This is a genomic window from Amycolatopsis acidicola (genome assembly GCF_007713735.2).
In the GTDB taxonomy this organism is placed as follows: Bacteria; Actinomycetota; Actinomycetes; order Mycobacteriales; family Pseudonocardiaceae; genus Amycolatopsis_E; species Amycolatopsis_E acidicola.
In genome coordinates, this window is record NZ_VMNW02000007.1 from 147,355 (window position 1) to 159,342 (window position 11,988).

Annotated in this window: 11 protein-coding genes; 1 reads left to right on the forward strand and 10 read right to left on the reverse strand. The window is 70.1% G+C overall.

Annotated features, from left to right (window positions below; genetic code table 11):
* Positions 1 to 7: 7 nt before the first annotated feature.
* From menB to FPZ12_RS07845, 8 genes are all read right to left on the reverse strand, one after another.
* Positions 8 to 832, reverse strand: a complete 825-nt coding sequence (menB, locus tag FPZ12_RS07810; protein ID WP_144757158.1) for a 1,4-dihydroxy-2-naphthoyl-CoA synthase — start codon at positions 830 to 832, stop codon at positions 8 to 10.
* On the reverse strand, positions 829 to 1,587 hold the full coding sequence (locus tag FPZ12_RS07815; RefSeq protein WP_150980217.1) for an SDR family NAD(P)-dependent oxidoreductase: 759 nt from the start codon (positions 1,585 to 1,587) through the stop codon (positions 829 to 831). Before FPZ12_RS07815 ends, menB begins: the two co-directional genes overlap by 4 nt.
* A 14-nt stretch (positions 1,588 to 1,601) precedes the next feature.
* Positions 1,602 to 2,516, reverse strand: coding sequence for a hydroxymethylglutaryl-CoA lyase (locus tag FPZ12_RS07820; protein WP_144757531.1), 915 nt, complete (start codon positions 2,514 to 2,516; stop codon positions 1,602 to 1,604).
* Positions 2,513 to 3,736: an acetyl-CoA hydrolase/transferase family protein gene (locus FPZ12_RS07825; RefSeq protein WP_144757530.1), complete on the reverse strand. Its 1,224-nt coding sequence runs from the start codon at positions 3,734 to 3,736 to the stop codon at positions 2,513 to 2,515. The genes FPZ12_RS07820 and FPZ12_RS07825 overlap by 4 nt, the downstream gene beginning before the upstream one ends.
* Positions 3,733 to 4,896 (reverse strand): thiolase family protein, encoded by a 1,164-nt coding sequence (locus FPZ12_RS07830; protein WP_144757529.1) that lies wholly within the window; start codon positions 4,894 to 4,896, stop codon positions 3,733 to 3,735. Before FPZ12_RS07830 ends, FPZ12_RS07825 begins: the two co-directional genes overlap by 4 nt.
* On the reverse strand, positions 4,896 to 5,636 hold the full coding sequence (locus FPZ12_RS07835) for an SDR family NAD(P)-dependent oxidoreductase (RefSeq protein ID WP_144757528.1): 741 nt from the start codon (positions 5,634 to 5,636) through the stop codon (positions 4,896 to 4,898). The genes FPZ12_RS07830 and FPZ12_RS07835 overlap by 1 nt, the downstream gene beginning before the upstream one ends.
* The gene (locus FPZ12_RS07840) at positions 5,636 to 6,802 is read right to left on the reverse strand and encodes an acyl-CoA dehydrogenase family protein (protein WP_144757527.1); all 1,167 of its coding nucleotides are present in this window, start codon (positions 6,800 to 6,802) and stop codon (positions 5,636 to 5,638) included. The genes FPZ12_RS07835 and FPZ12_RS07840 overlap by 1 nt, the downstream gene beginning before the upstream one ends.
* 89 nt (positions 6,803 to 6,891) lie before the next feature.
* The gene (locus FPZ12_RS07845; RefSeq protein ID WP_144757526.1) at positions 6,892 to 7,950 is read right to left on the reverse strand and encodes an acyl-CoA dehydrogenase family protein; all 1,059 of its coding nucleotides are present in this window, start codon (positions 7,948 to 7,950) and stop codon (positions 6,892 to 6,894) included.
* Positions 7,951 to 8,059: 109 nt separating this feature from the next.
* Between FPZ12_RS07845 and FPZ12_RS07850 the strand changes: the two genes are divergently transcribed.
* The gene (locus FPZ12_RS07850) at positions 8,060 to 8,839 is read left to right on the forward strand and encodes a FadR/GntR family transcriptional regulator (protein WP_208025782.1); all 780 of its coding nucleotides are present in this window, start codon (positions 8,060 to 8,062) and stop codon (positions 8,837 to 8,839) included.
* Between the two features lie 2 nt (positions 8,840 to 8,841).
* Here FPZ12_RS07850 and FPZ12_RS07855 read toward each other — a convergent pair whose 3' ends face one another.
* On the reverse strand, positions 8,842 to 10,764 hold the full coding sequence (locus FPZ12_RS07855; RefSeq protein ID WP_144757525.1) for an AMP-binding protein: 1,923 nt from the start codon (positions 10,762 to 10,764) through the stop codon (positions 8,842 to 8,844).
* A 4-nt stretch (positions 10,765 to 10,768) separates the two neighbouring features.
* On the reverse strand, positions 10,769 to 11,944 hold the full coding sequence (locus tag FPZ12_RS07860) for an acyl-CoA dehydrogenase family protein (RefSeq protein ID WP_144757524.1): 1,176 nt from the start codon (positions 11,942 to 11,944) through the stop codon (positions 10,769 to 10,771).
* Positions 11,945 to 11,988 lie beyond the last annotated feature (44 nt).

The window sequence follows — 11,988 nt, forward strand, 5'->3', positions numbered from 1 at the left end:
CCTTTCGTCAGGGACGGCGCGGGAACCGGCCGAAGTCGGGGACACGCTTTTCCTTGTAGGCCTCGCGGCCTTCCTTGGCCTCTTCGGAGGCGTAGAACAGCAGGTTGGCGTCGTGCGCGAGCTGCTGGATCCCGGCCAGCCCGTCCTCGGCGGCGTGGAAGCTGGCCTTGAGCATCCGCAGCGCGAACGGCGAGAGCGCCAGCATTTCCCGGCACCAGCCGACGGTTTCGGCTTCCAGGTCGGCCAGCGGCACGACGGTGTTGACCAGTCCCATGTCCAGTGCCTGCCGCGCGTCGTACTGGCGGCACAGGAACCAGATCTCCTTGGCCTTGCGGGCACCCACGAGATTCGACAGCAGCCCCGCGCCGAACCCGCCGTCGAACGAGCCGACGCGCGGGCCGGACTGCCCGAACCGCGCGTTGTCCGCCACGATCGCCAGGTCGCAGACCAGCTGCAGCACGTGTCCCCCGCCGATGGCGTACCCGGCGACCATCGCGACGACCGGCTTGGGCAGCCGGCGGATCTGGACGTGCAGATCGGTCACGTGGAACCGGCCGGGCTTACCCGGCTCGGACAGGTACCCCGTGTCGCCGCGCACCCGCTGGTCGCCCCCGGAGCAGAACGCCAGATCTCCTTGCCCGGTAAGGACGATCACGCCGATCTCGGTGTCCTCGCGGGCGACGTCGAGCGCGTCGGAGATCTCCACCAGCGTCTGCGGCCGGAAGGCGTTGCGCACCTCCGGACGGCAGATGGTGATCTTGGCGATCCCGTCCCCGCTGTAGTCGAGCCGGATATCGTCGTAGGCGCCGACCTGCTGCCAGGCCACGCTCATGCCATGGTCAATCCGCCGCTGACGGACAGGGTCTGGCCGGTGATGTACTCGGCGGCGTCGGAAGCGAAGAACGCCACGGCGGCCGCGACGTCGCTCGGCTTGGCCAGGCGCTTCATCGGCACCCCGCGCACCATCCCGCCCAGCACCTTGTCCGCGTCCTGACCCGAGCTGTCGGCGAACTTGCGCAGCGCCGGGGTGTCGGTCGGGCCGGGGCAGACGGCGTTGGCGGTGATGCCCTTGGTGGCGACCTCGCGGGCGAGCGTCTTCGTGAAGGCGATGATGCCGCCCTTCGCGCCCGAGTACACCGCCTCGAGCGAGGAGCCGACTCGGCCGGCGTCGGAGCCGATGTTGATCACCCGGCCGAATCCGCGCTCGATCATGCCCGGCACGACGGCCTGGATGACCCGCAGCGCGCCCTTGAAGTTGATGTCCAGGATGCGGTTCCAGAAGTCCTCGTCGGTGTCGACGAACTTCATGAAGTCGTCCCAGCCCGCGTTGTTGACCACGACCTCGACCGGCCCGAGCTCGTCGGTCACGGTCTTGACCGCGGCCTGCACCGACGCGGTGTCGGTGATGTCGGTCCGCACGGCGAGCGCGGTGCCCCCGCCCTCGGTGATGGTCTTCGCGGTCGACTGGGCGGCTTCAAGATTGAGGTCGGCGATGGCGACCTTGAACTTGTGCTCGCCGAGGGCGAGGGCGATGCCCTGCCCGATCCCTTGCGCTCCACCGGTGACGAGCGCGACGCGGTTGCTCATGGTTGAAATACTCCTCAGTTCCAGTTGACGGGTCCGGCGACGATGGAATGGCTGGTGAGCTTGCGGCCCAAGGTGTCCTGCGCCGCGCGGGCGGCGTCGATGAGACCGGGGAGCGAAAGCCCGGTCTCCACGCCCATTTCGTGGAACATGCTCACCAGGTCCTCGGTCGCGATGTTGCCGGTGGAGCCCGGCGGCACCGGGCAGCCGCCCAGTTCGCCGAAGCTGGACTCGAAGCTGGAGCAGCCCACTTCCAGTGCGGCGAAAGCGTTTGCGAGCCCCTGGCCGCGGGTGTTGTGGAAGTGCGCGGTGACCTCCACTCCGGGCAGCCGTTCCAGCGCGGCGGCGAAGAACTCCTTGACGTAGGCCGGATTCGCCATGCCCGTGGTGTCGCCGAACCCGATCTCGGTGGCGCCCGCCTCGGCGAAGCGTTCGGCGAGGCCCAGCACGCGATCGAGGTCGACCTTGCCCTCGTACGGGCAGCCGAAGGAGGTCGCGACCACCGCGGCGCAGTCCAGCCCTTCGGCCTTGATGCGGGCGGCCATCTTGTCGTTGTCGGCCATGGTTTCGGCGACCGTGCGGTTGACGTTCTTCTTGTTGTGCGTCTCCGACGCGGACACGAAGATCGCGGCCTCGTGGAACTTGTCCCGCACCTTCAGCGAGTTGTCCAGGCCCCGGCTGTTCGGGATCAGCACCATCAGCCGCACGTCGTCCGGGACGTCGATGCCGTGCAGCACCTCGACCCCGTCGGACAGTTGCGGGATGACGTCGGGGCGCACGAAGCTGGCCACCTCGATGCGCTTCAGCCCGGCCCTGGCCAGCGCGTTGATCAGCCGGATCTTGTCCGCGGTCGGGATGCGCTCTGGTTCGTTCTGGAACCCGTCCCTTGGGCCTACTTCACGGACGTGCACGCTGCTGGGCAGCCGGGTCATGGCTGGACTCCTCTCGACAGGGCTTCCCGGTGCTCGGGCGCGGCGATGGCGATCAGCCGTCGCGCGCGCTCGTCAAGATCGCAGCCGCGCAGGCGGGCCGCGCCGTATTCGGTGACCACATAGTCCACATCGGACTTCTGCGTGGTGACCACGCCGCCGTGCAGGGCGGGGACGATCGTGGAGTGCGTGCCGGAGCGGGCCCGCAGGGTGATGATCGACCGCGCGCCGGTCGACGCGGCGGCGCGGCTGAAATCGGCCTGGCCGCCCACTCCCCCGATGTAGGCGCCGCGGCGGACCTCGCTGCCGACCTGGCCGGTGAGGTCCACTTCGATCGCGGAGTTGACCGAGACCAGCGACCGCAGACCGGCCAAAGTGGACAGTGCGTGCGTGTAGCTCGCGGGCCGGAACTCGACCGGCAGCTCCGGCAGCCGCTCGTACAGCTCGACGGTGCCCAGTGCCGCGCCGGTGACGATGATCCCGGGGTCGATTTCCTTGCGGGCGCCGGTGAGGACGCCTTTGTCGACGAGCCGCAGCACGCCGTCGGAGATCATGCCGGAGTGGAAGCCCAGGTCGGTGTGCCCGGTCAGCGCGTCCAGCACGGCCGAGGGCAGCGAGCCGACGCCCATCTGCAGCGTGTCGCCGTCCTCGACGAGTTCGGCGACGTGCCGCGCCAGGGCCAGTTCCGTGTCGTCGGCGGCCTTGGCGGGGGCTTCGGCGAGCGGCCGGTCGGTCTCCACGGTCGCGGCGAAGCGGCTCAGCGGGATCTTGGGCGTGCCGGTGGTGACCGGCATCCGCTGGTTGATCTCCGCCAGCAGCACTCGCGTGTGTCCGACGGCGTCGGCGGCGTAGTCGGCGCCGACCCCGAGCGAGCACAGCCCGTCCGCGTCGGGCGGGGAAACCTGGACCAGGCCGACGTCGCACGGCAGCTCGCGCCGGGCGAACAGGCGCGGCAGCGCGGAATAGTGGCACGGCACGACGGTCAGCCGTCCGTCCCGGCTGAGCTTGCGCAGCTCGCCGAGCGCCCCGTAGGACATCAGCTCCAGCTCGGGCGGCAGCTCGCGGGTGAGCCGCTTGTCCCAGGTGAGCCCGCAGAACGCCCGGTGCCGGCCGAGTTCGCCGATCTGGTCGAGCAGGGCGTGCACGAGCGGCATCGGCTCGGCGCTGGCCTGGCCCCACCAGATTCCGGCGCCTTCGGGGATATGGCGCGAAAGCTCGATCATCCGTCGAGCCGCTGGATCAGGGTCGCGGTGCCGAGACCACCACCGCAGCACATGGTCACGAGGCCGAGTTCGGCGTCGCGGCGTTCCAGTTCGGCCAGGATCGTGGCCATCAGCCGGGAACCGGTCGCGCCGACGGGATGCCCGAGCGCGATGGCGCCGCCGTTGACGTTCACCCGGTCCATATCCGGCTTCAGCTCGCGCTCCCAGGCCAGCACCACCGAGCTGAACGCCTCGTTGACCTCGAACAGATCGATGTCGCCGATGGTCAACCCGTTGCGCTCCAGCATCTTCCTGGTCGCCGGAATCGGGCCGGTGAGCATGATGACCGGGTCCACGCCCACGGTCGTCTGGTCGAGGATGCGTGCCCTGGCCCGCAGTCCGTGCTCGGCGGCCGCGTCCCGCGAGGCCAGCATGACCGCGGCCGCGCCGTCGGAGATCGGTGACGAGGACCCGGCGGTGATGCGCCCGTTTTCCTTGCGGAAGGCGGGTTTGAGGCCCGACAGCTTGTCCAGGTCGGTCCCCGGCCGGATGCTCTGGTCGCCGCGCAGCTCCCCGAAGGGCACGGTCTCGGCGTCGAACCGGCCGTCCGCCAGCGCTTCGGACGCCAGCCGGTGCGAGCGGACCGCGAACTCGTCCATCTCGGTGCGGCCGATACCCCACCGGTCGGCGATCAGCTCGGCGCTTTCGCCTTGGTGCACGAAGGAATACAGCTCGCGCAGCTCTTCCGGCCACGGGTCGCCGTACAGTTCGGAGATCTTCACCGGCGAGTCGATCGGCACGTGGCCCATGTGCTCGACCCCGCCCGCGATGACGAGGTCGTGGGTGCCCGAGCCGACCAGCCCCGCGCCCATCGCGATCGCCGTCTGCGCCGAACCGCAGCGGCGGTCGAGCGTCACCGCCGGGACCTCGGGCGGATAGCCCGCCTGCAGCCACGCGTTGCGGCCGATGTTGCGGGACTGCTCGCCGAACGGCGCGGTGCAGCCGATCACGAGATCCTCGACCGCGCCCGGGGTGAGTCCGGTGCGCCGGACGAGTTCGGTGTAGCAGGCGGCGAGCAGCGCGTTCGGGTGCGTGTCGCGGTACCAGCCGCGTTCGGGGTGCGACTTGCCGATCGGCGTGCGCACCGCCTCGGCGATCAGCACTTCACGTCCGTGCCGCATCACATCACCGTCCCGCCGTCGACCGGCAGCACCTGGCCGGTGATGTACCCGGCGGCGTCCGAGGCCAGGAACACGAAGCTGCCCGCGATCTCGTCGGGATAAGCCCAGCGCCCCAGCGGAATCCGCGCGAGTGTCTTGGCCGCGAGCTTTTCGTTGCTGCGGATGTTCTCCGTCATCGGCGTGGCGGCCAGCGGCGCGAGCGCGTTACAGGTGATCTGCCGGCGCGCCAGTTCCTTGGCCAGCGACTTGGTGAGCCCGATGATGCCCGCCTTGGCGGCGCCGTAGTTCGCCTGGCCGATCGTGCCTTCGAGCCCGGCGGCTGAGGTGACGTTGATGATCCGGCCGGTGCCGTCCTCGGGCAGGTGGTCCAGCACGGCCTGGCTGCACACGAAGCTGCCGATGAGATGGATGTCGATGATGCGGCGGAACGCTTCCTCGGTCATCTTCGGGAACATCGCGGGCGAGATCGCCCCGGCGTTGTTGACCAGGATGTGCAGCTTGCCGTCCGCGAGCGCCGCCGCCTGCTTCGCCGCTGCCGCCGCGCCGGCGGCGTCACGCACGTCGAGGGCGCGGTACTCGGCCTTCTCGCCGATGCTGTCCGCGGTCGCTTTCGCGGCCCGCTCGTCGACGTCGGTGACCAGCACGCGCGCCCCGGCGGCGGCGAAGGCGCGGGCGACGGCGGCGCCGATCCCGCTGCCGGCCCCGGTGACGAGCGCGGCACGGTTGTCCAGTCCGAACATCAGTAGCTCCTCGGCAGTCCGAGCACGTGCGAGCCGAGGTAGTTGAGCACCATCTCCTGGCTCAGCGGTGCGATCTTGAGCAGGCGGGCTTCGCGGAAGTACCGCGCGACGTGGTACTCCTCGGAGTAGCCCATCCCGCCGTGGGTCTGCAGCGCCCGGTCCGCGGCCTGGAAACCCCCGTCGGCGCACAGGTACTTCGCCGTGTTCGCCTCGCGGCCGCAGGGTTTCCCGTTGTCGTAGAGCCAGGTCGCCTTGCGCAGCGCCAGTTCCGCGGCGTCGAGGCGTGCCAGCGAGTCGGCGAGCGGGAACTGCAGCCCCTGGTTCATCCCGATCGGGCGGCCGAACACCTCGCGCTCGTTGCCGTAGCGGACCGCCGTGCGCAGCGCGGCCCGGCCGAGGCCGAGTGCTTCCGCGGCCACCAGCATCCGCTCGGGGTTCAGCCCGTCGAGGATGTACTTGAAGCCCTGGCCCTCCTCGCCGACGCGGTCCTCGACCGGGATCCGCAGATCATCGATGAACAGCTCGTTGGAGGTGACGGCGTTGCGCCCCATCTTCTTGATCGGGCGGATGTCCACTTTGGATCGGTCGAGATCGGTCAGAAAGAGGGTGAGCCCGTCGGTTTTCTTCTTGGCGTCCTCGAACTTAGTGGTCCGGGTCAGCAGCAGGATCTTCTCCGACTCCACCGCCTTGGAGATCCACACCTTGCGCCCGTTGACCACGTACTCGTCGCCATCGCGGCGGGCGAACGTGGTGATCTTCGTGGTGTCCAGGCCCGCGCCCGGCTCGGTGACGCCGAAGCAGACGTGCAGGTCGCCGTTGACGATGCGCGGCAGCGTGCGCCGCTTCAGCTCCTCGGAGCCGTGCACGATCACGGGGTGCATGCCGAAGATCGACAGGTGCATCGAGCTGGCGGCGTTCATCCCGCCGCCGGACGCGGAGACCTCTTCCAGCAGCAGGGCGGCCTCGGTGATGCCGAAGCCGTGCCCGCCGTACTCCTCCGGCGTGGTGATGCCGAGCCAGCCCCCTTGGGCGAAGGCGTCGTAGAACTCGGTGGGGAACTCGTGCGCGGCGTCCTTCTCGAGCCAGTACTGGTCGTCGAATCTGCCCGCCAGCTCGGCCACCGCCTTGCGGATCGTGGCCTGATCCTCACTCAGCTCAAAGTCCACAGCTGTTCTCCCAAGCATTCGTTTGGGCTAACTATAACAAAGGACTGACCAAAACGACAGGCATGCGCGTCCGCCGATCACGCCCCTGGTCAGGCGGCCGGCAGCAGCGGCAGTTCGCTCGCGAGACGCTCGTTCCAGGCCGCCGGGGTGCCGAAAAGACTCGCGTCGAGCTTGGCGCGCTTGTAGAACAGCTGCAGATCGTGTTCCCAGGTGTAGCCGATCGCGCCGTGGACGGTCAGCGCGCTGTCGGCCGCCCGCACGGCAGCGGCGCAGACCTGCGCCTTCGCGGCCGCCGCGTGCGGCACGTAGTCCTCGTGTTCCTGCTCGACCGCGGCCGCGGCGTAGTAGACGAGCGAACGCGCGGATTCGACGGTGACCAGCATGCTCGCCGCCGCGTGTTTGACCGCCTGGAACGAACCGATCGGGACGCCGAACTGCTGCCGCTGCTTGCTGTATTCCACCGCGAGTTCGAGCATCCGCTCCGCCGCGCCGAGACTGTCGGCGGCGACCAGGACCGCCGCCCGCAACGCGATCCGTGCCAGCCCGGTCTCGGCGTCCACCGCCAGCTCCGTGCCGGGCACACCGTCGAACACGACATCGGCCACCGAACGGCTGCGGTCCAGCAGCGCGCGCTCGGTTCTTGCCGCGTTCTCCACGAGGAACAGGCGGACACCATCCTCGGTACGGGCAGGCACAACGAACCTGCTCGCGCGATCCGCCGCGAGCACCAGTGGAACCCGGCCGGTCAGCACTCCGCCCTCGGCCACCACGGGCCCCGACGTGTCGATGGGTTTGCCCGCGCTCACGGCGAGCGCTACGAATTCCCCTTCACCGAAGCAGCTCTCCGCCACCTCGGCGGGCAGCACCGGGGCCGCGAGCACCGATGCCAGCCACGCCGAGGACGGCGCGGCCGCACGGCCAAGCTGCTCGGACGCGAGCGCCAGTTCGAGCAGCCCACCTCCTTGCCCGCCTTGGGATTCCCGGGTGCCGACAGAGAACCAGCCCTCCTCGACGAACCGGCGCTCGAACGGCGCGGGGTCACCGGCGTCGAGCCAGCCCCGCACCGCTTCGCCGGAGGCGAAGCGTTCGAGCCAGCCGCGGAAGGAGTCACGGAACAGGTCCTGGTCTTCGGTCAATGTCCACCGCATGCTCGCGCCTTTCGCCGGTGACGTCACGATTACTGGTTCAATACGACCTGCCCCGACTGGGGATGGTAACTTAGGTCAGACCTTTAGGCCAAAGTGTGGGGAGACTGACATGGCGGGCACACGCCCCCCGGCAACGAACTCCGGCCGTTCGGCGGTGCGCCTGGCGCCCATGGAGGTGCCGAAGGCTTCCGACGTGCTGGCCGACGAGCTGCGGGAACGCATCCTCGAAGGGGAGTTCGAGGAAGGCACCGCGCTGCCGACCGAACGCGACCTCGTCACCCAGACCCGGATGAGCCGCACCACCGTGCGCGAGGCGCTGCGCATCCTCGAAGTCCAGGGCCTCGTCCGCATCAAGGCGGGCCGCGGCGGCGGCGCGTTCGTGCAGCGCCCTGGCAAGGACTCCGTCGCCAGCTCCGTGAGCCTGCTCATCCGCGGCCAGCAGGTCCGCCTCGCGGCCCTGCTGGAAACCCGCGAGGCGATCGAGCCCTACTGCGCGAAACTCGCCGCCCGGCACCGCACCGACGCCGACCTGGCCCGGCTCGACGCGGCCAACAAGGCGATCGCCGACGAGGACGGTTCCCTCGCCGACTTCCTGCAGGCCAACGTCGACTGGCACGTGGCGGTCGCCACCGCCAGCCACAACGAGCTGCTCACGGGCCTGATGACAGCGCTGTCCACGGCGATCTACACCGCCACCGAGAACGAGGCGTTCGTCGACGACGAGGTCCGGCGCACCACGGTGCGGGCGCACAAGTCGATCACCACGGCCATCCGGGCACAGGACCCGGATGCCGCGGTGCGCCGGATGAACCGCCACGTGCACGCCTACGCCGAGGCCGTGCTCGAGGTCGACGAACGGACGGAGATCCCGGTCCCGGGCGAAGGCTGAGCTCACGGCCGGACGAGCGACCGGATCTCGGCGACCGCTTCGGGGTTCTCCGCGCCGGACAGGTCGCCGGGGTCGGTGCCCAGCACGGCCGCGCGGACGGCGCGGCGCAGGATCTTCGCCGAACGCGTCTTGGGCAGCTGTGCCACGCGGTACACCGCCGAGGGCGCGAACGGTTTGCCCAGCTCCTGGGCCACCATCTCCCGCAGCTTCGCCGAAACGTCCTCGCCGGCGCCCGGGCGCGGAACCCAGAAAGCCCAGACGGCTTCGCCCTTCTTGGCGTCCGGGACGCCGACCGCGGCCGACTCGGCGACCGCCGGGTGCGTGGCCAGCACTGCTTCGACCTCGGCCGGGGCGAGGCGTTTGCCCGCGACGTTCATGACGTCGTCGGACCGGCCCCGCAGGAACCACTGCCCGTCGGCGTCGATCAGTGCGTAGTCGCCGTGCCGCCACATCCCGGGGAACGTCGACCAGTACGCCTCCAGGTAGCGCTCGTCGTCCTTCCACACCCCGCGCGTCATCGCCGGCCACGGCTGGCGGCAGACCAGTTCACCGATCTCGCCGCGCACCGGTTTCCCGGCGTCGTCGACCACGTCCACGTCCATGCCCAGTGACGGGCCGCCGAGCGAGCAGCCGCGGATTTCCTCGACCGGATAGGGCGCGAGGAACGAGCCGCCGACCTCGGTGCCGCCGGAGAAGTTGATGATCGGCACCCGGTCGCCGAACACGTCGCGCGCCAGCCATTCGTAGGAGTCCGGGTCCCATGGCTCGCCGGTCGAGCCGAGCACGTGCACCGACGAGAGGTCGAACCCGCTCAGGTCGGTCTTTTCGCTCGTGCGCAGCGTCCGGATGAGCGTGGGCGACACGCCCAGCATCGCCACCCGGTGCCGCCGGGCGAGGTCCCACAACCGGTTCAGGTCCGGCACGTCGGGCGAACCCTCGTACAGCAACAGCGTTCCGCCGTTGGCGTGGGTGCCGACGATCGACAGCGGGCCCATGATCCAGCCCATGTCGGTGACCCAGCAGAAGACCCCGCCTTCGCCGAGGTCGAAGGAATACGCGACCTCGCTGGCGGTTTTGACCAGGAAGCCCGCGTGGGTGTGCACCGCGCCCTTGGGTTTGCCGGTGGTGCCCGAGGTGTAGGCGAGCAGCAGGGGGTCGGCGGCGGACATCGCCTCCACCGCACCGGCCTCGCCGGCGGGCAGCCGGGACCAGAGCACGTCGTTCGCGTTCGTCGTTTCCGGCTCCGCGCCGAGGTTTCCGACGAGCACCACGTGCTCCACCGTCGGGCAGGACGCCAAAGCCTCGTCCAGCAACGGTTTCATCGCCACCTCACGGCGGCGGCGCACCGTGCCGTCCGCGACGATGACGGCCTTGGCGTCGGCGTCCCGCAGCCGCGACGCGATCGCCGTGGGCGCGAAACCGGAGAACAACGGCACCAGCACCGCACCAAGACGCGCGACGGCGTACACGGCCACCACCGCTTCCGGGATCATCGGCAGGAACAAGCCCACCGCGTCGCCACGGCCGATGCCCAGCGCGCGCAGGCCCGCGGCCACACGCTCCACTTCGGACGCCAGCTCCCCGTAGGTCAGCTTCCGGACCGTGCCGTCCTCGGCCTCGTGCAGGACGGCGTCGCGCCCGGGCGCCTTCTCCGCCCAGCGCGCCAGGCACGCGTCGACGATGTTCAGCTCGCCGCCGACGAACCAGTCCGGCCACTCCGGGCCCCGCGACAGGTCCACGACCCGCTCATACGGTTTGCGGAACGGCAGGCCGAGGTCGCGCACGACGGCGTCCCAGTACCAGCCGATGTCCTCGACCGACCGCGCGCGCAGCTCGGCCAGCGACGCCGCGCCGTGCGCGCGGGCGAGCCGGGTGACGTTGGCGTTCTCGACGTAGTCGTCGGTGGGAACCCAGGTGTAGACCACGGTGTCAGCTCCTCGGCATGCCGAGCATCCGCTCGGCCAGGATGTTGCGCTGGATGAAGGTGGATCCGCCCGCGATCGCGGTGCCGCGGGCCTGGTACGCCAGCCGGAGCCAGCGAGACGACTCCGCGAGCTCGTCCTCGAGCCCGAACTGGTCGCCGAGCGGGTCGAGGGACAGCCGGAAATCGGCGAGATCCTCGACCAGCGGGCAGAAGTAGAGCTTCCCGATCGACGTGACGGGACCGGGTTGGCCGCCTTCCGCGGCGAGGGTCACGACCCGCTGCCCGATCAGCCGGTGCGTCAGCGCGCGCCCGTAGAGGTCGGCGACCCGCTGCCGGATCACCGGGTCCGCGCCCAGCGGCTCGCCGTCGTCATCGGTGCGGGCGGCGATGTCGGTGATGATGTCCTCGACCGCGCGCCGCGTGTTGACCCGGCCGGTCGCGATGGCGACCCGCTCGTAGCCGAGCGTCCCCATCGCCACCCGCCAGCCGCCGTCGACTTCCCCGACGACGAGCTCATCGGGGATGAACACGCCGTCGAGGAAAACCTCGTTGAACTCGGCCTCGCCGAGCATGTGCGCCAGCGGCCGCACGGTCACGCCGGGACTGTCCATGGGCAGCAGGAAGAACGTGATCCCCTTGTGCCGCGGGCCGCCGCCGGTGCGCGCGAGCAGGATCGCGTGCGCCGCGAGCTGCGCGCGGCTGGTCCAGATCTTCTGCCCGTCGATCCGCCAGCCACCGTCCACTTTGGTCGCTTTGGTGCGCAGCGAAGCCAGGTCGGATCCCGCGTCGGGCTCGGAGAAGAGCTGGCACCAGATCTCCTCGCCGGTCAGGATCGGGCGCAGGAACCGTTCTTTCTGCGCCTCGGTGCCGAAGTCGGCGATCGTGAGCCCCGCGAAGTCTTCGCCGATGATGTTGAGCCGCTCCGGCGCGCCCGCGCGGTCGGTCTCGTCGTTGAACACCGCGCGCAGCTTCTCGTCCACGCCCCGGCCGCCGTACTCCTTCGGCCACGACAGCCCGGCATACCCGGCGTCGAACAGCATCTGCTGCCACTGCCGCCAGAACGGCAGCTTTCCTTCCAGGTCCGGCGGCTCGGGCCACGGCAGCTTCGGCAGCGCGCCGCCCAGCCAGTCCCTGATCTCGGCCCGGAACCGGGCCTCCTCGGGCGAGTCCACGAGATCCATCTGCCAGCCTTCCGCGTCGGTTCGGGCTAATGATACTATAGGTC

Bases quoted from the DNA above. Each gene is read 5' to 3' on its own strand.
- FPZ12_RS07860 (WP_144757524.1), bottom strand. From the start codon at position 11,944: ATGGATCTCGTGGACTCGCCCGAGGAGGCCCGGTTCCGGGCCGAGATC.
- FPZ12_RS07815 (WP_150980217.1), bottom strand. From the start codon at position 1,587: ATGAGCAACCGCGTCGCGCTCGTCACCGGTGGAGCGCAAGGGATCGGG.
- FPZ12_RS07830 (WP_144757529.1), bottom strand. From the start codon at position 4,896: ATGCGGCACGGACGTGAAGTGCTGATCGCCGAGGCGGTGCGCACGCCG.
- FPZ12_RS07835 (WP_144757528.1), bottom strand. From the start codon at position 5,636: ATGTTCGGACTGGACAACCGTGCCGCGCTCGTCACCGGGGCCGGCAGC.
- menB (WP_144757158.1), bottom strand. From the start codon at position 832: ATGAGCGTGGCCTGGCAGCAGGTCGGCGCCTACGACGATATCCGGCTC.
- FPZ12_RS07845 (WP_144757526.1), bottom strand. From the start codon at position 7,950: ATGCGGTGGACATTGACCGAAGACCAGGACCTGTTCCGTGACTCCTTC.
- FPZ12_RS07850 (WP_208025782.1), top strand. From the start codon at position 8,060: ATGGCGGGCACACGCCCCCCGGCAACGAACTCCGGCCGTTCGGCGGTG.
- FPZ12_RS07825 (WP_144757530.1), bottom strand. From the start codon at position 3,736: ATGATCGAGCTTTCGCGCCATATCCCCGAAGGCGCCGGAATCTGGTGG.
- FPZ12_RS07820 (WP_144757531.1), bottom strand. From the start codon at position 2,516: ATGACCCGGCTGCCCAGCAGCGTGCACGTCCGTGAAGTAGGCCCAAGG.